The sequence below is a fragment of the Sporosarcina sp. ACRSM genome (assembly GCF_022346545.1).
GTDB lineage: Bacteria > Bacillota > Bacilli > Bacillales_A > Planococcaceae > Sporosarcina.
Genome location: NZ_JAKRNU010000001.1, coordinates 496,105 through 518,564 on the forward strand (window position 1 = coordinate 496,105; position 22,460 = coordinate 518,564).

Annotated in this window: 21 protein-coding genes and 1 other annotated feature; all 21 genes read right to left on the minus strand. The window is 45.4% G+C overall.

Annotated features, from left to right (window positions below):
• Positions 1–21 precede the first annotated feature (21 nt).
• Positions 22–2,784 (minus strand): isoleucine--tRNA ligase, encoded by a 2,763-nt coding sequence (ileS, locus tag MHZ95_RS02415; RefSeq protein ID WP_239388900.1) that lies wholly within the window; start codon positions 2,782–2,784, stop codon positions 22–24.
• 179 nt (positions 2,785–2,963) lie between these two features.
• Positions 2,964–3,183: a binding site (T-box leader), on the minus strand.
• 89 nt (positions 3,184–3,272) lie between these two features.
• Entirely contained in the window at positions 3,273–3,782 is a 510-nt protein-coding gene (locus MHZ95_RS02420; RefSeq protein ID WP_239388901.1) for a DivIVA domain-containing protein, read from the minus strand.
• A 91-nt stretch (positions 3,783–3,873) separates the two neighbouring features.
• Positions 3,874–4,650, minus strand: coding sequence for a YlmH family RNA-binding protein (locus MHZ95_RS02425; RefSeq protein WP_239388902.1), 777 nt, complete (start codon positions 4,648–4,650; stop codon positions 3,874–3,876).
• A 50-nt stretch (positions 4,651–4,700) separates the two neighbouring features.
• Positions 4,701–4,973, minus strand: coding sequence for a YggT family protein (locus tag MHZ95_RS02430; RefSeq protein ID WP_239388903.1), 273 nt, complete (start codon positions 4,971–4,973; stop codon positions 4,701–4,703).
• Positions 4,974–4,999: 26 nt separating this feature from the next.
• Complete coding sequence (locus tag MHZ95_RS02435; protein WP_239388904.1) at positions 5,000–5,452, minus strand: cell division protein SepF; 453 nt, start codon at positions 5,450–5,452, stop codon at positions 5,000–5,002.
• Complete coding sequence (locus MHZ95_RS02440) at positions 5,449–6,141, minus strand: YggS family pyridoxal phosphate-dependent enzyme (protein WP_239388905.1); 693 nt, start codon at positions 6,139–6,141, stop codon at positions 5,449–5,451. The genes MHZ95_RS02435 and MHZ95_RS02440 overlap by 4 nt, the downstream gene beginning before the upstream one ends.
• 72 nt (positions 6,142–6,213) lie before the next feature.
• Complete coding sequence (locus MHZ95_RS02445; RefSeq protein ID WP_239388906.1) at positions 6,214–6,456, minus strand: PRC-barrel domain-containing protein; 243 nt, start codon at positions 6,454–6,456, stop codon at positions 6,214–6,216.
• 86 nt (positions 6,457–6,542) lie between these two features.
• On the minus strand, positions 6,543–7,325 hold the full coding sequence (gene sigG / locus MHZ95_RS02450; RefSeq protein WP_239388907.1) for an RNA polymerase sporulation sigma factor SigG: 783 nt from the start codon (positions 7,323–7,325) through the stop codon (positions 6,543–6,545).
• A gap of 229 nt (positions 7,326–7,554) precedes the next feature.
• Positions 7,555–8,268 carry an RNA polymerase sporulation sigma factor SigE gene (sigE, locus tag MHZ95_RS02455; RefSeq protein WP_239388908.1) on the minus strand — a complete coding sequence of 238 codons (714 nt, stop codon included), beginning with the start codon at positions 8,266–8,268 and terminating at the stop codon, positions 7,555–7,557.
• Positions 8,258–9,112 (minus strand): sigma-E processing peptidase SpoIIGA, encoded by an 855-nt coding sequence (locus MHZ95_RS02460; RefSeq protein ID WP_239388909.1) that lies wholly within the window; start codon positions 9,110–9,112, stop codon positions 8,258–8,260. The genes sigE and MHZ95_RS02460 overlap by 11 nt, the downstream gene beginning before the upstream one ends.
• A 362-nt stretch (positions 9,113–9,474) precedes the next feature.
• Positions 9,475–10,647 (minus strand): cell division protein FtsZ, encoded by a 1,173-nt coding sequence (gene ftsZ, locus MHZ95_RS02465; protein ID WP_239388910.1) that lies wholly within the window; start codon positions 10,645–10,647, stop codon positions 9,475–9,477.
• 53 nt (positions 10,648–10,700) lie between these two features.
• Positions 10,701–11,984, minus strand: a complete 1,284-nt coding sequence (gene ftsA / locus MHZ95_RS02470) for a cell division protein FtsA (protein ID WP_239388911.1) — start codon at positions 11,982–11,984, stop codon at positions 10,701–10,703.
• Positions 11,985–12,078: 94 nt separating this feature from the next.
• A complete protein-coding gene (locus MHZ95_RS02475; protein ID WP_239388912.1) occupies positions 12,079–12,450 on the minus strand; it encodes a small basic family protein in 372 nt (123 codons plus the stop codon).
• A gap of 2 nt (positions 12,451–12,452) precedes the next feature.
• Positions 12,453–13,172: a DUF881 domain-containing protein gene (locus tag MHZ95_RS02480; protein WP_239388913.1), complete on the minus strand. Its 720-nt coding sequence runs from the start codon at positions 13,170–13,172 to the stop codon at positions 12,453–12,455.
• Between the two features lie 24 nt (positions 13,173–13,196).
• Positions 13,197–13,937, minus strand: a complete 741-nt coding sequence (locus tag MHZ95_RS02485; protein WP_239388914.1) for a DUF881 domain-containing protein — start codon at positions 13,935–13,937, stop codon at positions 13,197–13,199.
• On the minus strand, positions 13,900–14,706 hold the full coding sequence (locus tag MHZ95_RS02490; protein ID WP_239388915.1) for a cell division protein FtsQ/DivIB: 807 nt from the start codon (positions 14,704–14,706) through the stop codon (positions 13,900–13,902). The genes MHZ95_RS02485 and MHZ95_RS02490 overlap by 38 nt, the downstream gene beginning before the upstream one ends.
• 13 nt (positions 14,707–14,719) lie before the next feature.
• Positions 14,720–15,784 carry a putative lipid II flippase FtsW gene (ftsW, locus tag MHZ95_RS02495; protein WP_370642870.1) on the minus strand — a complete coding sequence of 355 codons (1,065 nt, stop codon included), beginning with the start codon at positions 15,782–15,784 and terminating at the stop codon, positions 14,720–14,722.
• Between the two features lie 76 nt (positions 15,785–15,860).
• Positions 15,861–17,213, minus strand: a complete 1,353-nt coding sequence (murD, locus tag MHZ95_RS02500) for a UDP-N-acetylmuramoyl-L-alanine--D-glutamate ligase (RefSeq protein ID WP_239388917.1) — start codon at positions 17,211–17,213, stop codon at positions 15,861–15,863.
• Positions 17,214–18,185, minus strand: a complete 972-nt coding sequence (gene mraY / locus MHZ95_RS02505) for a phospho-N-acetylmuramoyl-pentapeptide-transferase (protein WP_239388918.1) — start codon at positions 18,183–18,185, stop codon at positions 17,214–17,216.
• A gap of 105 nt (positions 18,186–18,290) precedes the next feature.
• Positions 18,291–20,132, minus strand: coding sequence for a penicillin-binding transpeptidase domain-containing protein (locus tag MHZ95_RS02510; RefSeq protein ID WP_239389186.1), 1,842 nt, complete (start codon positions 20,130–20,132; stop codon positions 18,291–18,293).
• 132 nt (positions 20,133–20,264) lie between these two features.
• Complete coding sequence (locus MHZ95_RS02515) at positions 20,265–22,439, minus strand: penicillin-binding protein (RefSeq protein WP_239388919.1); 2,175 nt, start codon at positions 22,437–22,439, stop codon at positions 20,265–20,267.
• Positions 22,440–22,460: the final 21 nt, after the last annotated feature.

The window sequence follows — 22,460 nt, forward strand, 5'->3', positions numbered from 1 at the left end:
CCGTCACAGCCGCTTTAATCATTATGCGTAATATTTTTTCACAACATCTGCACAGCGTGTGCAAAGTGTAGCATGTGTGTCGTCCTGCCCGACTGTTTCTGAAATCGTCCAGCAACGTTCACATTTTTCACCGTCTGCTTTCTCCACAAGGACACTTACCGTATCGAGTTTCAAAGTTCCTTCAGGCATGTGGTTCACATCGCCTTCTGCAAAATTGGATACGATGAAGAATTGTGCGTAGTCGATATCATCTGCTGCAAAAACGCCTTGTAAATTTTCTGGAAGTGCAACCGTCACTTTCGCTTCGAGCGATTTTCCGATCACTTTCTCATTCCGCGCTTCTTCAAGTGCTTTTAATACATCATCACGGATGAGCATCAGCGTAGCAAAACGTTCGCGTAATGCTTTCGCATCTTCCCCAAGATCCTGCGCTTCTGGCATATCCGTCAGCTGTACGCTTTCGACATCTACATGTGCCATATAAGCCCACATCTCATCCGTCGTATGCGGAATGATCGGTGTCAATAATTTTAGCAATGCTAACAATGTATCGTACATCACGGTTTGCATTGCACGACGGTGCGGATGATCCACCCCTTCAATGTAGACGACGTCTTTTGCAATGTCGAGATAGAACGAGCTCAATTCGCCCGTACAGAAATTATTGACCGCATGGTAGACACCTGCAAATTCGTAATTCTCATACGCCTCACGCACTTCTTGGATCAGATCCTGCAAACGTACATAGACGAATTGGTCGACTGGACGTAAATCCGCAAAAGCGACCGCATCCGTCGCAGGATCAAAGTCCGACGTATTTCCATGTAAGAAACGGAGCGTATTCCGGATTTTCCGATATACTTCGGATACTTGCTTGAAGTTCGAATCCGAAACGCGGACATCTGCCGTGTAATCGACGGAAGATACCCATAGGCGGAGAATATCCGCTCCGAGCTGGTACATCACTTTAGCCGGTACAATGACGTTCCCAAGTGATTTACTCATTTTTCGTCCATTGCCATCCAACGTAAACCCATGGCTCAACAGACCTTTATAAGGTGCATGCCCGTTCATGGCAACGCTTGTTGTCAATGAGGAGTTGAACCAGCCGCGGTATTGGTCAGATCCTTCCAAGTATAAGTCAGCAGGGTAAACGAGATCATCCCGTTCTTCCAGAACGCCTTGATGTGTTGAACCGGAGTCGAACCAAACGTCCATAATATCCGTCTCTTTTGTGAATTGTCCGTTCGGGCTGCCTTCATGTGTGAATCCTTCTGGAAGAAGGTCTTTCGCTTCCCGCTCAAACCAAACATTGGAGCCATTTTCACGGAATAGTTGTGAAACATGCTCAATCGTTTCGTCGGTAATGATCGCCTCACCATTTTCCGCGTAAAAGACCGGGATCGGAACCCCCCATACCCGTTGACGGGAAATACACCAGTCCCCACGGTCGCGAACCATATTATACAGACGTGTTTCACCCCATAATGGCGTGAACTTCGTATTGCGGATCGCTTCCAGTAACTCTGGACGGAATGATTCGATAGAAGCGAACCATTGCGCAGTCGCACGGTAAATAACCGGCTTTTTCGTACGCCAGTCATGCGGATAGGAGTGCGTGATAAAGGATAACTTCTGAAGTGCCCCCACTTTATCGAGCGCTTCCGTGATTGCTTTATTGGCATCATCATAGAATAAGCCTTCAAAACCAGGTGCTTCGTCTGTCATGACACCTCTATCATCCACCGGAGAAAGCACCTCCAAGCCGTATGATTTGGAAATGTAGAAGTCGTCTTCCCCGTGGCCAGGAGCCGTGTGGACACAACCTGTCCCCGCTTCCGCTGTGACATGCTCACCTAGCATGACAAGTGAATCGCGGTCATACAATGGGTGTTTCGCTACAACGCGGTCCAACTCGGAACCTTTCAATTCGCGTTCGACAGAATAATCTTCCCAACCAATTTCTTCCGCTACGAAAGCAAGCAGATCTTTGGCGATTAGGAATTTCTGCTCCCCGACTTTGACGATGATATACGTAAATTCAGGATGTACGGAAATCCCTAAGTTTGCCGGAATCGTCCACGGAGTCGTCGTCCAAATTAAGAATTGAACATCATTTTCAACAACATTTTTCCCGTCTTTCACAGGGAAACCAACATAGATGGATGGGGATTTCTTGTCTTGGTATTCGATTTCCGCTTCAGCCAATGCTGATTCACTTGACGGAGACCAGAATACCGGCTTTAAGCCTTTATAGATATATCCTTTTTTCGCCATTTCACCGAACACTTGAATTTGACGCGCTTCAAACGCAGGCTTCAATGTGATATAAGGATTTTCCCAATTCCCGCGTACGCCAATCCGTTTAAACTGGGTACGTTGATTGTCGATCTGGCTATAAGCATAGTCTTCACACATTTTCCGGAATTCCGCAATGGAGTGCTCTTTCCGTTTCACGCCTTTGTTGACAAGCGCTTGCTCGATCGGCAGACCATGTGTATCCCAACCCGGAACATATGGTGCATGGTATCCAGTCATCGATTTATGACGGACAATCATGTCTTTCAACACTTTGTTCAATGCATGGCCCATATGCAAGTCGCCATTCGCATACGGAGGTCCATCATGTAAAACAAAAAACGGGCGGCCTTGCGTGCGTTCCTGCACTTTGCTGTAAATATCCATCTCATCCCATTTTGCTTGCATCTTCGGTTCATTGTTCGGTAAATTTCCACGCATCGGAAATTCAGTTTTCGGCATCAATAACGTATCTTTATATTCCATTTGATTTCCTCCTTGTTATCAATCAATTGCGAATCGAACAGCGAAGGGTTCGATTTGCCGTATTTCTGCGTTCTTTGCAGAAATTAAGGCACTTTCAGGACGTCGGGAACTTTGACTGCCTTTCATTCAGCAGGTGTTTGAACACCTGCTGAATGAAAATAAAAAAACCCCGTCCCTAAAAAAGGGACGAGGAGTCATTCTCGCGATACCACCCTACTTGCAACAAACGAATTTGTTGCCACTCAGACACCGTAACGGGGTGTAACCGGGACTAGCGTACTCAGCATTCCGCTATCCAGCTCGGGAGTGATTTTCGTTTCCAATTGTAGACCGGGCTCTCACCATCCCCGGCTCGCTTCACACAATTTTGGAAAGTACTTTCTCTTTCAACGCCTATTGTGAATATATGCACATTATTATATGGGTCAATTATACTGAAAGTCAAGCTTCTTCGCCAGAACATTGCCTAAAAAAACTTCATCATTGACTTATAGTTCTTCGTCAGCGACCGCTTCCAACCGTTCCGCATTAATTTCGTATTCCAATAATTTATCCCAATCATCCGATTGAATCAGATCAAGCTGCGCTTCGATGAGCATTTTGAAACGCGTGCGAAACACTTTCGATTGCTTTTTCAAGTCTTCGATTTCCACGGATATTTTACGAGCGCGGGAAAGCGCCTCATGGACGATCCGATCAGCATTCTTTTCCGCTTCCCTGATGATCAATTTCGATTCTTTCATGGAGTTGCGACGGACATCTTCAGCCGCTTCCTGGGCGACCAAGATGGATTTTTGCAATGTATCCTCGATTGAGTTGAAGTGGGATATTTGTTCTTTCGTTTGTTTCAAGCTATTTTTTAGTTCTTTATTTTCTTCCAGCACGTTTTCATAGTCTTTCATGATCTGTTCTAGAAATTCGTTGACTTCATCTTCGTCATACCCTCGGAATTTACTGCTAAACTCCTTGTTATGTATATCAAGTGGTGATAGAGCCATTCGTCGCATCTCCCCTTTAGCGTAATTCTTTCTCTATTATACATGTTGAAACAAGAGAAGACAGCATTATCTTCACCTATAATCTGAAAAATCATTCTAACTTCCCAATACTGAGACGGATTTTATCCTTTTTTGTCCTACCTTCGACGGCCACCACTTTAAATCTGCCCGCTCCCCTGATGGAAAGCATATCGGATTCTTGCAATTCAAAAGCGGGTTGATCCCGCACCGTCCAATTCACTTTCACTTTCTCACCGTGAATGAGCGTAGCCGCTTTTTGACGTGAAATATTCGCAAGTGCCGCTACAACGACATCGAGACGCATTGAACTGACAATATGGAGGTCCTCCGTCCAAATATCCGCAGACTGGAGCCACTCTTCCGATTGATCATTCTCTTCGACCGTCACTTTCGATTTCCCAATAGAAGTGAAATTTGCGGTCATATAATCTTTTAATTCATCAGCGACTGCAAACTGAACCACATCTTCCAGAATTCGGATATCCCCAAATTTCGAACGGTCAATCCCAAGCGACATCATGGAACCAAGAATATCCCTGTGCTCGAGCTTCATAAATTTGGCTGGATATTTTACATTCAATAATGCGATCTGATAATCGGCTGATTCCGGAACATAATAATCTGGATAAATTAGCATCCTTTGCCGCTCCGCTTCAGAAAATGCACCGCTCGATCCCACTTGAAGATCAGAACCGCGTGCGAGTGATTTAACAATGAATTGTTGCCGCGGATCTAGGAATCCGGTCAATTTAGGGGCATACGTATCTTCCACTTCACGGATCCAACCAATGGCCATTTCGATGAAGGGTTGTTCGTCTTTACGGAAATGCTGTAATATAGTTTCCATATTCCTTCTCCTTATAGAAAAATCCTCACCTAAGTGAGGACGATACCATCTTAATATAACAACATGGTAAGTACTGAAAAAACACCTCTTGAAATTAAATTCAGCGCAAATAATGCAACAATCGGTGAAATATCAATCATGCCTAGTGGCGGGATGAACTTTCTGAAAAAGCCTAGGTATGGCTCTGCAATCTTTTCAAGCATCTGGCCAAATTTCGTCTCACGTGCTGAAGGCACCCACGACATCAAGATGTAAATGATGAGCAATATGGAGTATATCTGAAATACTCCCGCTATGGTATTGAATATGAAAATAGTTGACATGCTAATTCGTACACCTCATTCAAAGTCTAACGTTCAAAATAATCGGAAATCGCCCCTGCAACTTCCACGTTCTCAGGGACGCAAAGAAATATGTCTGTACCGATTCGCTGGATGTCCCCGCCAAGCGCATAGACGGTTCCACTTAGAAAATCGACGATCCGGATTCCTTGGTCTCGTTCAATTCGCTGCAAGTTGACAACGACTGCCCGTTTGTTCTTCAAATGCTCGGATATGTCTTGCGCCTCCGCATAGACACGCGGTTCGGCAAGTACAACCTTGGATGATTTCTGGATGCTTTGTAAACTGACAACATTGCGCGTTTGTTGACCTTCTACCGGTTGTTTTCTCGGTGGAACCCTGCGCGGTTGTTCCTGCACATGCAGTTGTTGTTCTTCACGGCGGGGTTGAGGTTTCTCCTGCACTTCATCTTCTTCGTCTTCAAGATAGAACCATTTCTCGAATTTGTTTTTGATGCTCATCCGTCTTCCTCGCTTTCTGCTCCGACAAGTGCAGTACCGATTCTAACATGGGTTGCACCTTCTTCGATTGCGATAATGTAGTCATTCGACATTCCCATGGACAAGTATGGACACGGTGCAAAAGGTAGATTACGTGCGGCAATTCCATCACGAAGTTCTCTCAACGAACGGAAAATCGTACGGATTTCATCATCATTCTTAGTGAAAGGTGCCATTGTCATCAGGCCGACAACCCGGATTTTATCATAAGTTCCCACCTCTTCGATAAACTGGTCAAGTTCAGAAGGGGAGATTCCGGATTTACTCTCTTCACCGGAAACATTCACTTGGATAAAGCAGTCAACTCGTTGATCCGCCCGCTTTTGGATCTCCTTGGCGATACTCAGCCGATCGACTGAATGTAAATAATCGATCCGATTGATGATATCCTTGACTTTTCTGCTTTGAACATTACCGATGAAATGCCATTCAGCACCATTTGGAATCGCTTCCTGTTTACCGAGAAGACCCTCCGCGCGATTTTCACCAAGCTGACGGATGCCTGCTTCCAGTACCGCGGAAGTCCTTGCGGCTGACACTGATTTTGTGACGGCTACGATTGAAACATCAGCTCTGTTTCGCCCGCTCCGATCACAAGCGGCTTGTATATCCTGTTCAATTTTCTGTATACGTTGTTGTAATAGACTCATGCTTATCACTACTTTTCATCTTTCTTTCCCTTTATTGTAACAAGTGGGCGGCTACATATCAATGATTAGTCATTAATTTCCGTCTTTGTTGCCGACAAGCATGATATCTTTTCCGATTGTAGCAATATCGGCAAGTGCTACTCGTTTCACTTCTCTACCTTTTCCCTCAAACAAACTGCTCCGTTCGCCTCCGCCAACATGCAGGGATTCCACTTTTCCAGTTTTCGTATCAATCGTCGCATCTTGTACAAATCCTAGGAATACACCTCTTTTTATATCGATAACTTCCTTCTTCTGGATTTCTGAAAACCGCATACGTTCCCTCCTTTGTTTGAATATATGCATCGGATCGAAAAAAAACGCAAATGCAGTCGCTGCATTGCGTTTTAACTTTAATGTAGTTAATGTTGGTCCATACCATCTCGGATAATTTTGACCGCATTTTTCTCTAATCTTGAAATTTGTGCTTGTGAAATGCCTAGTTCTTTGGCAATTTCAGTTTGCGTTTGTCCTAGGTAAAATCGTTTTGAAAGGATCGTCTGTTGCCGTTCATCCATTGTGGATACAGTCTCTTTGACGGAAACATACGTTAACCACTTGTCTTCGGAAACGGTTTTATCCTGTAGCTGATCCATCATGAATACTGGATCCCCGCCTTCTCCATTGATCGGTTCGTGAAGAGACATCGGGTCTTGGATCGCATCCAATGCAAAAAGGATGTCATCAGCCGGGATTCCTGTAATATCCGACAAATCTGAAATGCGTGGTTCTTTTTGATGATCATTGATGAATTGTTCTTTCGCTTTGATCGCTTTGTAAGCGATATCGCGCAGTGACCTAGATACTCTTATGGAATGGTGATCGCGTAAATGTCTTTTGATCTCTCCGATGATCATCGGGACGGCATACGTTGAAAATCGCACATTATGTTTCAAATCGAAGTTATCGATCGATTTCAACAAGCCGATACAGCCGACTTGAAAGAGATCATCCGCTTGTTCTCCACGATAAGCGAATCTTTGAACGAGGCTAAGGACGAGTCGCAAATTGCCGATGACGAGTTCCTCCCGCGCCGATTGGTCTCCGCTTTGCAGCCTGATAAATGTTTCTTTCATCACGTCGTTTGTGAGTAATGGCAATTCGGACGTATCGATTCCGCATATTTCTACTCTTGTACGTACCATTCGCTTTTCCTCCACATTCTGTCGATGACTGTACAAATAGTCTGTCCGTGGACGTCCGGAATATGCAGGATTTCCTATCGCCAATTTCAACCAATCGAACAGTGAATCGAACAGCGAAGGGTTCGATTTGCCTTAATTTCTGCGTCCTGTGCAGAAATTAAGGCACTCTCAATACAAACATACGTAACCTTCCTTTATTAAATCAGCAGGGATCTTCTACAAATTCATGTTAGGCAATTGGATGATTCAATTGCTCTCTCAAATCCATGATTATTTTCTTTTCAAGCCGGGAAATATAGGACTGAGAAATACCGAGTAATTCGGCTACCTCTTTTTGAGTCATTTCCAGTTTTCCGGTTAACCCGAAGCGGCATTCCATAATATAACGTTCCCGTTCATCTAATGTCTGTATGGCGTCAATCATATGTTGACGTTCAATTTTCTTTTCAACATCATCGATAATAATATGCTCATCTGTGCCGAGTATATCCGACAAAAGCAATTCATTCCCATCTGCATCTGAATTGAGCGGTTCGTCAAAAGAAATTTCCGAGCGTGTCCGATTCGTTTTGCGCAAATGCATCAAGATTTCATTTTCGATGCAGCGGGAGGCATACGTCGCCAACTTGATATTCTTATCGATTTTGAACGTTTCAATCGCTTTGATAAGTCCAATAGCGCCAATGCTGATCAAGTCCTCGATATGTGTATTGGTATTATCGAAGCGACGAGCGATATAGACGACGAGACGAAGGTTTTTTTCAATGAGCGTATCACGCGCATTCATATCGCCTTCCATGAAAGCCCGTATTGCCTCTGCTTCTTCTTCACGTGTCAATGGTTTTGGTAGTGATTCATGTCCTCCGATATAGTATGTGCCCTTTTTCTTCCCTTTAAGAGAGGAAACAATCATCGACAACCAATTTTTCAACTTATGCAGCATGAACAGTTCCCCTTTCGACGTTTAGTGATTCCATTGCGGATACGTGCAAAATCGCTTCGGCACCGTCCGGGTAACGACGGTCTTTTTTCGTCAGAACAACATAACCCGGCTGCAGTCCATTTTCATCCCCCACCACCCATCGTTCGAATTTAAAACCAATCGCCCATGATTGTCCTTGAATGGTCATCAAACGGATCAATCGAATACTCTTTTGATATTTCTCCGGAAACGCCGTTAATGAAGGCGAGCCATTTGGATCCCATTCAAACAACGGTTTTTTCAGATCTTCCGGCATGGATGATTCCACCGCTTTCAATGAAACAAAATGAACCGGTAAACCCGATAATGGCTCGGTACAGCTATTTCCAGAATCTACAAATACTTCAATCGGGATTTCCGCTTCCCAGAGATGTAAAACAGAAGAAGATCTGAGCGCCGATACATGGCGTGCAATCCTGACATCCAGCCATTTCTTTTTCAAGAAATGAAGAGCCACATAGGCAACGACCGCATAAGTTAAGACATTCATGGCAGTATTGAAAGAAGTAAGACGAAAATGAAAAGCGGTCAATAACCCACCTGCAAAAACGGCTCCGACCAAAACCATGGATGCGGATTTTTTCCACGGTTCAAATGTTTTGCCAAAAGCACAAAATGTCATGCCTACAAAAGAAAGAATGACTGCAAAGATGGACGATGGAAAAAGCGTGACAGGCAATGCGCCAGCAAAAGCGGCAAGTATAAGCCTTCTGCGGGCGGCATAAATATCTCCCACTTTGTTGGCGAACGACAGAATGGCATAATTGAATAGCATATTCACTCCTACTATGAACTCTCCATACATAGACCGCCCTCCCTACAGACAACGATAACATCCTAAAGTTGAAATGTTTGTCGGAATGGCGACCCTTTTCAAAAAAGAAATCGACAACTTTCGATTGGGAAAGGAAAAGCGGGTGATCGATTAATTGTTCGGGCGATCATAAATTGATTGTGGTGATCAATTAGAACTTCAAGTGATCATAAAACGCTGGTAACGATCAATTAGCCCTTCGAGTGATCTTTAATCAAGTGCAGTGATCATACCTTGTAAGCAAACGATCAATCAGCACACCATACATTCCAACTATAAGAATTTCCATGACAAAAAAAGCTTCCCAGTACATGCGATTGCATGTGCTGGGAAGCTTTTTATTGGTATCGCCATTATCGACGGCGATTGCGTAAAAATGTTGGAATATCTAACGTGTCTTCTTGTTGATTCGCTTGTGGTTGACGAGTTGGAGGCGTCTCTTGTTGTTGAAACTGAGGTGCCTCTTCTCTGCGTTCGCGTACAGGCGTTTGTTGGATCGGAGCTTGCTCACGTGGCTGCGGACGGCTGGAACCGTATCCTGCGCTTCTTGCCGGACGCGATGCATTAAGCTGTTCCTCGCTAAACCCAGTAGCGATCACCGTAACGATAATTTCATCTTTCAAATTGTCGTTGATAACCGATCCGAAAATCATGTTGACATCATCATCTGATGCAGATGCGACGATATCCGCAGCCTCTTGCACTTCAAATAGGCTGAGATTTGATCCGCCTGTAATGTTCATAATGACACCTTTCGCACCGTCAATCGATGTTTCAAGCAATGGACTTGAAATCGCCTTTTTCGCTGCTTCCGCTGCACGATTTTCCCCTGTGGACATCCCGATCCCCATCAATGCAGAACCTTTGTTGGACATGATCGTTTTGACGTCCGCGAAGTCCAAGTTAATGAGTCCAGGTGTCGCGATCAGATCCGATATACCTTGAACCCCTTGACGCAGTACATTATCCGCTTCACGGAAAGCTTCAAGCATCGGCGTATTCTTATCCACGATTTCAAGCAATTTATCATTCGGGATGACGATCAGCGTATCCACGGATTCTTTCATCGACGTGATACCACCGATTGCCTGCGTGGAACGCTTCCTTCCCTCAAATGTGAACGGTCTTGTGACAACACCGACCGTTAGTGCTCCAAGATCTTTTGCAACTTGTGCGATGACAGGTGCAGCTCCTGTGCCGGTTCCGCCTCCCATGCCTGCGGTTACGAAGACCATATCCGCTCCGCGTAAAGCTTCTTCAATCTGCTCTTTGCTTTCCTCTGCAGCTTTTTTACCGACTTCCGGATTTGCACCTGCACCAAGTCCGCGTGTCAATTTTGCACCAATTTGCAATTTCACTTCAGCACTTGAAAGATTAAGAGCTTGTGCATCTGTATTCACTGCAATGAATTCCACACCTTGTACACCATGTTCAATCATTCGGTTTACAGCATTGTTCCCGCCGCCACCAACTCCAATTACTTTGATGACAGCTGCTGCATCAACATTCGTATCAAATTCCAGCATCATTTCTCCTCCTAATCTATCTCATGCATACCTGTCTGTTTCTTTTCAATCACTTATTCAAAGAAATTGTCGAACACCTTTTTTGCCCGATTCAAAAGCCCCGGTTTCTTTTCCGTATTCCGTTCCGCTGCCTTTTTCTTGTTGACCGGTGCCGGCGGTTGGGTTTCAGCTACCTGCACGGTCGGTGAATCTTGAACATGGCCGAAATAAGTATCCTGCATATGTGCATATCGGATCAGACCGACAGCTGTGGCATACATCGGCTCCCGTACACCGATATACTCAGGCGTATGGATGCGCACTCTCGTTTTCAGCACATGTCTGGCTAATTGAAGCATACCATCTAGCTTGGTGATTCCACCAGTTAAAACGACTCCTCCTGGGAGATCTCGCACACCCATCCGATACAATTCTTCCAAAACGAGGTCAAAAAGCTCTTCCAGCCGTACGCCGATGATTTCCGATATGTATCGTTGGCTATATTGGTCTTTCGAATCTGCGCCGATCACCGGCACTTCAAACAGTTCATCGTCCGATGCATCGTCCGAGAATGCATGTCCATACTGGTGCTTAATCTTCCTTGCTTGTTCAGTCGGCGTTTTCAAAATGATGGATAAGTCTTTTGTAATATGATCGCCGCCGACGGGGATGACGGCCGTCGCCATAAAACGATTTTCACCGAACAGGGCAATTGTTGTAGAACCTCCGCCTATATCAATGAAAGCCGTGCCATGATTCTTTTCATCGTCCGTCAAGGCAAAAGTGCCGGCCGCTAACGGTTGTAAGTAGATTTCCCGGATCACAAGCCCTGCCCGTTCTACGCAACGCAATATATTATGAACAAGTGTTTTTGATGTCGTGATGAGCGTACCGTCCATTTCAAGCCTGACTCCGATCATTCCTCTTGGATCCGTAATTTCATCATAATCGTCAACGATGAATTGTTTCGGTATGATATTGACGATTTCCCGCTCTGGCGGGACAGACATGACTTGAGCGGATTTCATGACCCGGTCGAGATCATCATCTGTGATTTCACGGTTTTCCGAGTTGACTGCCACTACACCTTTCACATCCTGCAATACTACACCATTTGCAGGGATGCCAAGAATGACTTCGCGGATCTGCATGCCAATCATGCGCTCCGCTTGATCGATCGCTTTACGGATCGATTGGACAGTTGCATCGATATCGATGATCGTCCCTTTTCGGATACCTGCCGATTGGACGTTACCGACTCCGATCACATGCAGGGATCCGCCATCCACCTCACCGATCAAAACTTTGACTGATGAAGAACCTATATCAAGTGATACATATAATTCTGATTGGCTCAATTACTGGCACCTCCCATAGCAACTCTTATCTTCCATTCTATTGTATTATAAGTGTATTGTCTAAATATTTTCGACATCTCTTCGCCAAATCCTTTCATTCCGTAGCATTTGATTGAGAAACTTTACTCCGCTCCGTCCATTTTACGATTAAGATCCTTCTGATGACAGCGATATTCTGGAATAATCGCACACCAAAAGCGAATACGGCAGCCAAGTATAAATCGACGCCTAAATGTACCCCCAAAAAGGCCAACGCAGCCGCCAGTGCGATATTGAAGAAAAATCCGGATACAAACACCTTATCGTCGTACACTTGCTGTAAATGCGCTCTGATGCCTCCAAACAGCGTATCCAAGGCTGCCAAAACGGCAATCGATAAATAATTTCCATATATTTGTGGAATTTGTATATCCGACAATAATCCGAGTGAAATCCCAACCAAAAGACCAAGCAAAGGCAGCCACATAATTATTCCCCTTTCGGTATTTCTCTCAAGAACTGATTTTCAAACCTTTCCTTGTATCCTCGGATTTCAATATTCGCTTCCGGTTTCCCGATGACAAGAAGCAGATTATCGAGGTAAAAATCATCGCGGATCGTCGATGCGGATAAAAAATTATACAGTTTTTCACTATCTTCCATTGTCGGTGTAATAATTTTGATCGTGAATGGCGGGGTGGATATATGTAAACCATTCACACTTGTTACCCCGTTAATATCCCGGATGGAACTTAATGTCGTAAACCGTTTCCCGTCAATTTCCAAGGAGATCCCTTTGAAACGGTTCAGTTCATTGACGAACCGGGTGAGCAAATCGGGGGATATGCCGGTAATCGGTACACCGAATGCAACACTTTCAGCAGATGGTCGAACATTTAAGATGATGCCCGGTCCGCTAATCGTTGTCATCCCCGCTTGCTTATACAAGTTGTCCACCGTTTCCGATAAGGCTTTTCCCGCATTTGTGTCATTGAGTGATTTGTATGTAGAGATTGTTTGATCCAGCTCACGAATTTCCGTTAACAATTCGGAATGATACTGCTTTTCAGTGGATAACTCATGGCGTATTGCCCAAATATCCCTCGTATCACGTTCTTCAGGTTTTTGCATCGAATTGAATTGGACGGCCACCATGAATCCGACGATGAGCAAAATCACTGTAAATTTCCAATGGATTGTCTTTCCCACCCGTCCATCCTCCTAAGCGCCGTTTCAACTTTCGTCCCGCAGAGCAGACAACCGGATCTCTTTTGACTGTTCTGTCGTCACGACAATATTATCCCTGATCAACCCGTCAATGACACCGCCTTTCAAATACAAAGAAGACGTGAGAACATCCATATTACCGATCGCTTCAATGACAAACGGCGCAGGGAATGTCCTACCATCAATGGTGATGACAGGGCCTGTACATTTAATATAAGAATTGGCTGTTATTCTTTGCCCGTTAATCGCAATGCCCTGCGCTCCGGAAATTCTGAGTTCGTTCACTACCCGAAGAACATGGCTTTCATGAACAATATAATCATTCGGATTTTGTTCAATCGGGTCATAGTCGGCATCTTTCAATGTCACGATGACACCTTGTCCGACTGCAGGAATAACACCAAGCAGCAAGCGGAGGTCTCTTGCCTTATCTACAAGAATGGCATGGTCTTCCTCTCTCGTTGAAAAAGAACGTTCAAATTCCCGTATCTCTTCCTGCTTGGCGGCGATTTCATCTGTCAGTTCCTTATTGCGTTCCTGCTGGCTGATCAATTCTTCCCGATATGCTTCTTCCTTCAAGAACACGGAGGATTCAAGGGCATCGGCCTCCTGATTCGAGCCAAGTGTCCGGTAAGAAAAAGCGAGGATAAAACCGAGCACGAGAAAGACGACAGAAAAAAGGATACGTCTTCCTCGTTTTTGATAGTCATCATTCACTTTCGCTTCCGTTTTCACTTTCCTCTTCAATTGGCTCCTCCTCCCCGGTCTTGCCGTATATTTCACTATAGGGGATAAAGAATGTTCCTACTTCCATATCGATCACACCTTTTTCCATGCCGCCTAATTGAGCTGTAATTTCTGGATAATAAGCCATTTTCTCTGCGAAATCGGAAATGACGGAACGCACTTCGAAGCCATCATCCATGTAAACCTTAATATTATCCGGGCCGCTTTCCGTCCCCATAAAAATGATTTCGGATAATAGCCGATAGACGTTCTCATCCATTTTCAGCAATTGTTTGGTCAGCCTCTTTTGCATGTCGGCATCCTTAAAATTAGTCAATATAGGCGCTTCTGCTTCAGGATAATGGAGACCTGCCGGGAAGACCTCCCCATTTTCCAACAGCAGATTGTACTGCTCTTGCTCCTCCATATAAGCGACGGTCTTCCATTCGGTAATGGTGATCTGGACGTCATGCATCCACTTTCGAGAAACGTCTACGCTTTTCACTTCTTCTAGTCTTGCCAAAGATTCCTCAATTTTTCCGGTGCTGAAATTCCATAAAGGCTCGTCCACTTGCAGCCCGCTCTGTTGCTGATAAAAATCCGGCTCGTGAAGAACGGCTCCCTTCACAATAATTGCTCCCACTTTACTGAATGGTGATTGAAAATAAAGAATGGCGAGGAGCGCAATGATGAAGACGGATAATATGAACAGAAATTTCTTGTTCGTCTTCCTGCGGCGCTTCTCCCGCATGGATGGGATCCGTTCTTCAATATCAATCACTTTCTCCATATTGGCTCCTCCTTTATCCAATCGAACTTCTGCGACTGGCAAAATGCATAATCGTCCCCGCTGCAAGCCAAGTCGTCATTAACGACGAACCGCCATAGCTAATGAACGGCAACGTAACACCCGTAACCGGCAATAGTCCCGATACGACCCCCATATTCAAAAACGTTTGAAAGATGATCATCGAACCCATCCCAGCAACCATCAACAGCTCATGCCGCCTTTTTGTCCGAATTGCAATGCCGAATGTCGCTACCAATAAGACAACAAACAGCAATAAGACGAACGTCGCTCCAATAAAACCCGTTTCCTCCGCAATAATGGAAAAGATAAAATCATTTTGCGGCTCAGGTAAATATAAATACTTCTGTCTGCTATTTCCATAGCCATGACCGAATAATCCTCCTGGTGCGATGGCAAAAAGAGATTGGATCCCTTGAAAACCGGTGCCAAGCGGATCATTCCATGGATCGATGTACGATTTGATCCGATCCAAACGATACGGCGCGGCTGCAATCAGCGCGATAAACGCAGCAATGCCGCCCACACCCAGGAAAGTGAAAAATTTTAACGGATAACCCGCTATGAATAAGATGACAAATGCCGAGATGATCATAATGACGGCTGAACCTAAGTCCGGTTGCAACATGATCAGTGCAGCAGGAAGCAAGATCAATCCAAAATGCTGCCAGTGAAAAACCTTTTTCTTGCCCGTTTTATCCATGCTACAGGCCAGTTTTCCTATAAGCGCGACCTTCACGAATTCGGCTGGTTGCAAACTGAATGGACCAAGCGCAATCCAGCTTTGGGAACCATTGCGGACAACCCCGATGCCCGGGATCAATACAGCGACCAGCAACAAGATCATTGCAAAGTAGAAAACAGTCCATGTTTTCGGATAAGAAGTCAACGGACTTTTCATAATAACAAGGGCAATTCCGATCGACACCGCCGTATAAATCCCTTGCTTCACGATGAAGGGGATGGAATCCGCATAATGAACTGCGCCCCAATAGGAACCTGCAGAATGGACAAAAGCCAATCCGATCAGCGACAGCGCCACCGCAGAAACAATAAACATTGTTTTTAACTTGTCTTCCAGCGAACGCATCCTTCCGCAATAGTACTCTTGCAGTATTACATGAACATACTTATTTTTATTTCAATTCCATTACAGCTTCGATAAATTGATCGCCGCGAACCTCAAAGCTCGAATATTGATCCCAGCTTGCACAAGCCGGTGAAAGGAGGATAATGTCGCCCTCGACCGACAGTGGATACGCTTGTTGAACTGCATCCTTCACATCTTCAGCCCTGATGATGTCCACAATGCCACAGGAAGCCGCGAACTCCGAAAGCTTATCAGCTGTCTGGCCAAGAGCGACAACCGCTTTAATATTCGTCATAAACGGTCTGAGCTCTTCAAATGAGTGGCCTCGGTCAAGTCCACCCGCAATCAGGATCGTCGGTTTCGTAAAGGCGGCAAGCGCACTTTTCGTCGCCAGCGTATTCGTTGCTTTCGAATCATTGTAGAACATGCGCCCTTGCAACTCCTTGACGAATTGCATCCGATGACGAACCCCTGTGAAAGAGCTCAGCACATCTTCAATTGCGGCTTTATCGCACCCCATCAAAATGGCTGTTGCCGTGGCTGATAAGATATTTTCAAGATTATGTTGCCCCGGCAACTTGATAATGGACCTTTTTGCAAAAGGCTCTCCATTCCAATATATCCATTCGTCGTCTGCAGATATGCCGTCTTCTTTTCTTCCCTGCAGCGAAAACGGAATCGTCATCGCTGCAGTTTGAGCAGCAAATTCACGGAGTTCAGACTGATCATCGTTGTAAATGAAATAATCGTCCTGCATCTGATTTTTGGTGACATTCGCCTTCGCATTCCGATACGCTTCCGACGTCCCATGGTAATCGAGATGCGCGTCGTAAATATTCGTCCATATGGCAATCTTCGGCCGGAATGTTTCGGTTCCCATCAATTGAAAAGAAGAGGCTTCAAGCACGATGATATTCTCTTCACTCGCCCGTTCTGCAACTGAACAGGAGACAGTCCCGATATTCCCCGCAATCAGCGGCTGCTTTCCTCCAATGTTCAACATATGGTACAACAACGTGGTCGTTGTCGTTTTCCCATTTGACCCAGTTATAGCAATAATCGGTGCCTCACTTAAGCGTGATGTCAATTCGATTTCTGTCCAAACAGGGACTTGTTTTCGTAACGCTTCTACAACGACCGGATTCGTATACGGAATTCCGGGGTTTTTCACGACGAGCTCAAAACCCCTTTCCATAATGTCAGAGGGATGGCTACCACAAATGACTTCTATCCCTTTCGAACGGAGTTCCGCAATCTCTTCGTTGTCCCCTTCCGGTGATGCGTCATTCACGGTGAGCTTCGCGCCTAGAGTATGCAGCAAATTAGTTGCTGCAAACCCGCTTTTCGCCAAGCCTAGAATGAGTATATGCTTTCCTTCGAACTGATTGACATTTTTCATTTACATCACCTCCAGCAAGACGGGTATAATCGCCGCCAAAAATGCGACGCCCCAGAAAACGATGACAATTTTCCATTCCGACCATCCGGATAATTCAAAGTGATGGTGGAGCGGACTCATCTTAAACACCCGCTTACCGGTCGTCTTGAAACTGATCACTTGAATGATGACTGACAATGTTTCAACTACATAGACGATCCCGATGACAAGGAGTAAAAATTCTTGTTTAATGAGAACGGAAAGCATGGCAAGCACGCCACCGAGAGCAAGCGACCCCGTATCCCCCATAAATACTTTTGCAGGTTTCATATTGAAAACAAGGAATCCAAGCATTGCCCCGGTTACTACAAAGGAAAACAGGGCAATATCCTGCTGACCGAAAATAAGGGCATGCACACCGAACGCACCGAATGCGATAGATGATGTCCCCGCAACCAGTCCATCCAGCCCATCCGATATATTGACTGCATTGGAAAAGCCAACAAGCCAAAAAATAAGGAACGCAACATAAAAAATACCCAGTTCCATTTGAATATCCGTAAAAGGAATTCGCACAACCGTATCAAACGGCCCTAACTTCAAAAGGAAAAATGCAAGGACCGCAACGATGATTTGCCCGATCAGTTTTTGAATCGATGTGAGGCCTAAGTTCCTTTTTACAACAACAATGATAAAGTCATCGATAAACCCGATGATCCCAAAACCGACGAGAATTAGTAATAGAACAATGGTCTGCGTCGTCAGTACATCATTTATGTAAGAGAGGGCGAGCGTCGACAAGATGATGGAACCGATGAAAATCAGCCCCCCCATTGTCGGTGTACCCGCCTTTTTCTGATGAGCTTTCGGACCTTCTTCCCGAATGCTCTGCCCAAACTTCAATCTCCTTAAAGCCGGGATAATGAAAAATCCCAATAATACTGAAATAATGAATGCGACCACAATGGCCGTCAATGTCGTGACGAGTGTCATGATTTTTTTCTCCTTCTAGCTACTGAAACAGTCCATATCCATGCGCTGTGTCAGACTTTACATTTATATAACGAGAGCTTGTTGGGCCGATGCCCTTGAGGGATATCATTCCGTATAGACATGAATCACATCATCCACCCCAATCAATGTATCGGCTGCCGGCAGCTGATACTTCACCTTCTCCCCCGACCCATGCCATTCGATCTGGTATGTGTACAACTGACCTCTGACACTCTTTCTTGTCATGCCTGTCAAATCCGGAACACGATGCGTCAATGTATCCCCCCAACGGTATTCTTTCTCCAACTGTCCTTCTCTCCGCGGCGTGATCCCAGCCAGTGGTGCAATTTCTTCAATCACCCGGCCGACGATCGGAGCCGCGATGACACCACCGAACTGGCTGGCATTTTTTGGACTGTCGACAGCGACATACACGAGCAATTCGGGATCATCTGCGGGTGCAAAACCGATGAATGATACAATATAGTCCCCATCTTTATAATTGCCATCGACGACTTTTTGAGCAGTCCCCGTTTTTCCGCCGACACGCAGTCCGTCTGTGAATGCATTGCGGCCGGAACCATTCGCAACAACGGATTCCAAGGCTTCCCTCACTTGCTTTGATGTTTCTTCACTGATGACTTGACGTTGCATTTCCGGTTCGAAAGCTTGCAACGTCTCTCCTTTATCATCCAAAATTTCTTTAACAATATATGGCCGGTATAGATAGCCGCCATTGATGGCTGCGGCAACGGCCTGCACTTGCTGGATCGGCGTCACGGAAATCCCTTGCCCGAATGCCGTTGTTGCCTGCTCCACCGGTCCGAATGCTTTTTCCGAAAACAGAATTCCGTTCGCTTCCCCGGCAATACCAGATCCGGTTGATTGCCCGAAACCGAAGGCACGGATATATTGATCGAGCTTTTTGCCGCCTAATCGTTGACCGATTTCAACGAATCCCGGGTTACAGGAGTTTTCAACCACTTCTAAAAATGTTTGATCACCATGTCCTCCCCTACTCCAACAGCGTAGCCTCGCACCCTCGACCATGACATAACCGGGATCAAAAAAATGTTCATGATGCAAATCAATTACTTTTTCTTCCAAACCGGCTGCCAAGGTGACAATTTTAAAGGTTGAGCCCGGCTCGAAGGTCATCCACACAGGTAAGTTTCGATTGTAAATACTCTGATCGACCTTTTGATACTCTGCAGGATGGTAAGTGGGAACCGAAGCAAGCGACAATAACTCACCTGTTTTTGGGTTCATAATAATCCCAAGCGCCTGAGCAGAATCATATTTTTCCATCGCTTGTAATAATTCTCTTTCGAGTACTTCCTGCATCCGTGAATCGATCGTGAGCTCGACGGAAGCGCCTTTTTTCCCCGTCGTGAAGCCGTCATCGACATGCGGTAATGGGATTCCTTTTGCATCGGTATACAATCGGATCTTATCCCCTGTCCCGCTTAGTATTTCATCATATGCATATTCAATTCCTGCCAACCCATTTCCATCATACCCTGTAAAGCCGAGCAATCTAGAAAGCAACTCGCCTTTTGGATAACTACGGATGAAATCGACGCCGGTATAGAGGCCGTCTATTTGTAAACGCGCAATCTCATCTGCCTGCTCTTTTGTAATGTTCATGCCTTCAGGCGCCAGCTTATTCATAATTGCCTTTTTAGACATCTTTTCTTCCAATTTGGCTGCATCTGTTCCAAGGACCTCGGCTACCGCTTTCGCGGTACTTGTAATTTCGCGATTTTGAGAAGGCATAAAATATAAAGTTGGGGCCAACTGGTTCCCTACGAGTAAATCCCCATTTCGATCCAGGATTTCCCCACGCACTCCTCCAAACGGAATTTCCCGATCCCAATTCGCCTCTGCGCGCTCTTTTAACAGTTCGTGCTTGATGATTTGCACATGAAACAACTTCCCGACGACCATCGCAAGTAAGATAAGGAATATGACAAAGATTGCTCTTAATCTCTTTTTGGATTGTAATAGTATGAACGTTCGCAGTGCCTGCACACCTCTCGTTTTTCTATCAACGTATGATGTGAAGACTTCAGCTATTCGTTATCCGCCCACAATCTTCTCTTCCTCCGGCTCTTCCACTTGCGGCTTATGAATTTCGGCAGGTGGTTGAAGCTGTACAACAACCGGGTCATTCTGATCGATGACTGTCCCGTAGGATAAACTTTGTTCGGTGACAAATCCTTCACCGTTCATGCGTATATCGAGTCCGGACAGCATTTTAAACGACAGGACCATTTTCTTCGACCACCCCGTGAAATCCGGCAATTCCGTTTCTCCTGCTGTTTTCAATAGGACAACCGCGTTGTCCGTCAGTTTTGTATTCGGCAACGGATATTGCACTTCGATCTTACCACCCTCGCCTATCACTACCGGACGAAATCCTTCTTGTTCAAGTTGCGATACAGCCTCGGTAGAATCTTTGCCCGTATAATCCTTGAGCGCCTTCGCTTCAGTGGCATTTGCACCGTCAGGAACGATATTCAAATACTTCAAACTGCTCTCCATGACGGATGTGAACACCTCTGCCACCGGATCCGATCCGACTTTATCAATCGGCAATTGCGGCTGCTGGACAAGGACATATGTAATGAGCTGCGGGTCCTCAATCGGAGCCATGCCCAGAAAAGAATATAAGTAATTGCTGCCACCGCTTAAATAACCGCTACCACTCGTTTTGGGAATTTCCGCTGTACCTGTTTTCCCTCCGACCGTATAGCCATTCAACGCGAATTTCTTCGCCGTTCCTTTTTCTCCCGTAACGGTCGATGCCAGCACTTCTCTTACTTCTTTGGCCGTATCGGCAGAAATCGGGCTGTCATGCTTTTCCGGTTCGTGCTCTTTGACCACTTCACCCGTATTCGGATCAGTGATTTTGTCGATGACATACGGTTTCATCATATTGCCATTATTGGCAATCGCTGTTGCCGCCTGGATCATTTGGATTGGCGTTACAGTTGAGCCCTGACCATAAGATGTAGTCAATCTTTCACTCGGATACCGATCCAAGATGATACCTGGCGCTTCATTCGGCAGATCGATGCCAGTCTTTTCACCAAATCCGAAGTTACGCAGATATTCGATAAACGTGCGATCCCCTAAATCCTCCAACAAATAAGCCATGGAAACGTTCGATGACCGTTGGAATCCTTCCAAATAAGTGATCGTTCCCCATCCAGTCTTGTTGACATCTCGGATTGTCCGATCGAAAATTGTATACTGCCCCGATTTGAACCAAGCATTCGGATTCCACTTGTTCTCTTCGATTGCTGCAGCCAAAGTGAACATCTTCATCGTCGAACCCGGTTCAATCGTATTTTCAAGTGCATCGTTTAGCCAGTTTTCCGTCAACCCTTCCCGTGTGGAAGGATGGAATGCAGGACGCTGACTCATAGCCAAAATTTCACCCGTTTTCGGATTCGCCACGACGACGAGCATCTTCTTAGGGGAATAAACGGCATTGGCTCGATTCAATGCATCTTCGACGAAGTTTTGAATCGTCTTGTCAATCGTCAGCTGTATTTCATGCCCATCTTGGGGGGCGACAATCGTTTTTTCCGTTTTCGGTAACACAAATCCCCAACCATCCGATTGGAAATCCACTTTCCCATCTGTTCCGGTCAGCGCTTCGTTATAAGTTTTTTCCAATCCCATCTTTCCGACAGTGGAAATATTGCCTTCTTCATCTTCTTCCTTCATCGCAAAGCCGATTAAATAAGAAGCAAAAACGCCGTTCGGATAGAACCTTTTCTGATCTTCGATAAAAAGGATACCGGAAAGCTCTTTGTCCTTAATTTCTTGCTTTAGTGCAAGAACCGTTTCATGACTCAGATCACGACCCGCTTTTCCAAACTCTACCTGCCAAGTGCCTTCTTTCGCATTGGTCATGCGAGAAAGAATCGCTTCTTTCTCGAGCGGGATATATTTGGCGAGCACTTCCGCCGTCGCTTCGTAATCTTTGACATGCATCGGTTTTTTCGATCCGTTACTCGCCTTTTCACTTAAGACAGCAACGAGACGATAACTGAGCGTATCCGCGGCGATCAATTCCCCATTGCGATCGACAATCGTTCCGCGATTCGCTTTCAGTGTGGATTCCCTCGCATATTTTGCTTCCGCAAGTGCCGTCAGTACTTTCCCTTCCGCTTGACCCGTTGCCTGAATGAATAACATTCTTCCGAACAAAAGGAAAAAGAGCCCTCCAAAAGTCAAAAACATCAGAAAGGCTCCCCATTGGAA

Bases quoted from the DNA above. Each gene is read 5' to 3' on its own strand.
- ileS (WP_239388900.1), bottom strand. From the start codon at position 2,784: ATGGAATATAAAGATACGTTATTGATGCCGAAAACTGAATTTCCGATG.
- MHZ95_RS02420 (WP_239388901.1), bottom strand. From the start codon at position 3,782: ATGGCTCTATCACCACTTGATATACATAACAAGGAGTTTAGCAGTAAA.
- MHZ95_RS02425 (WP_239388902.1), bottom strand. From the start codon at position 4,650: ATGGAAACTATATTACAGCATTTCCGTAAAGACGAACAACCCTTCATC.
- MHZ95_RS02430 (WP_239388903.1), bottom strand. From the start codon at position 4,973: ATGTCAACTATTTTCATATTCAATACCATAGCGGGAGTATTTCAGATA.
- MHZ95_RS02435 (WP_239388904.1), bottom strand. From the start codon at position 5,452: ATGAGCATCAAAAACAAATTCGAGAAATGGTTCTATCTTGAAGACGAA.
- MHZ95_RS02440 (WP_239388905.1), bottom strand. From the start codon at position 6,141: ATGAGTCTATTACAACAACGTATACAGAAAATTGAACAGGATATACAA.
- MHZ95_RS02445 (WP_239388906.1), bottom strand. From the start codon at position 6,456: ATGCGGTTTTCAGAAATCCAGAAGAAGGAAGTTATCGATATAAAAAGA.
- sigG (WP_239388907.1), bottom strand. From the start codon at position 7,325: ATGGTACGTACAAGAGTAGAAATATGCGGAATCGATACGTCCGAATTG.
- sigE (WP_239388908.1), bottom strand. From the start codon at position 8,268: ATGCTGCATAAGTTGAAAAATTGGTTGTCGATGATTGTTTCCTCTCTT.
- MHZ95_RS02460 (WP_239388909.1), bottom strand. From the start codon at position 9,112: ATGTATGGAGAGTTCATAGTAGGAGTGAATATGCTATTCAATTATGCC.
- ftsZ (WP_239388910.1), bottom strand. From the start codon at position 10,647: ATGCTGGAATTTGATACGAATGTTGATGCAGCAGCTGTCATCAAAGTA.
- MHZ95_RS02475 (WP_239388912.1), bottom strand. From the start codon at position 12,450: ATGTGGCTGCCTTTGCTTGGTCTTTTGGTTGGGATTTCACTCGGATTA.
- MHZ95_RS02490 (WP_239388915.1), bottom strand. From the start codon at position 14,706: ATGGAGAAAGTGATTGATATTGAAGAACGGATCCCATCCATGCGGGAG.
- ftsW (WP_370642870.1), bottom strand. From the start codon at position 15,784: ATGTTTATTGTTTCTGCGGTGGCGCTGTCGCTGATCGGATTGGCTTTT.
- murD (WP_239388917.1), bottom strand. From the start codon at position 17,213: ATGAAAAATGTCAATCAGTTCGAAGGAAAGCATATACTCATTCTAGGC.
- mraY (WP_239388918.1), bottom strand. From the start codon at position 18,185: ATGACACTCGTCACGACATTGACGGCCATTGTGGTCGCATTCATTATT.
- MHZ95_RS02510 (WP_239389186.1), bottom strand. From the start codon at position 20,132: ATGGTCGTCGGGAAGTTGTTTCATGTGCAAATCATCAAGCACGAACTG.
- MHZ95_RS02515 (WP_239388919.1), bottom strand. From the start codon at position 22,439: ATGTTTTTGACTTTTGGAGGGCTCTTTTTCCTTTTGTTCGGAAGAATG.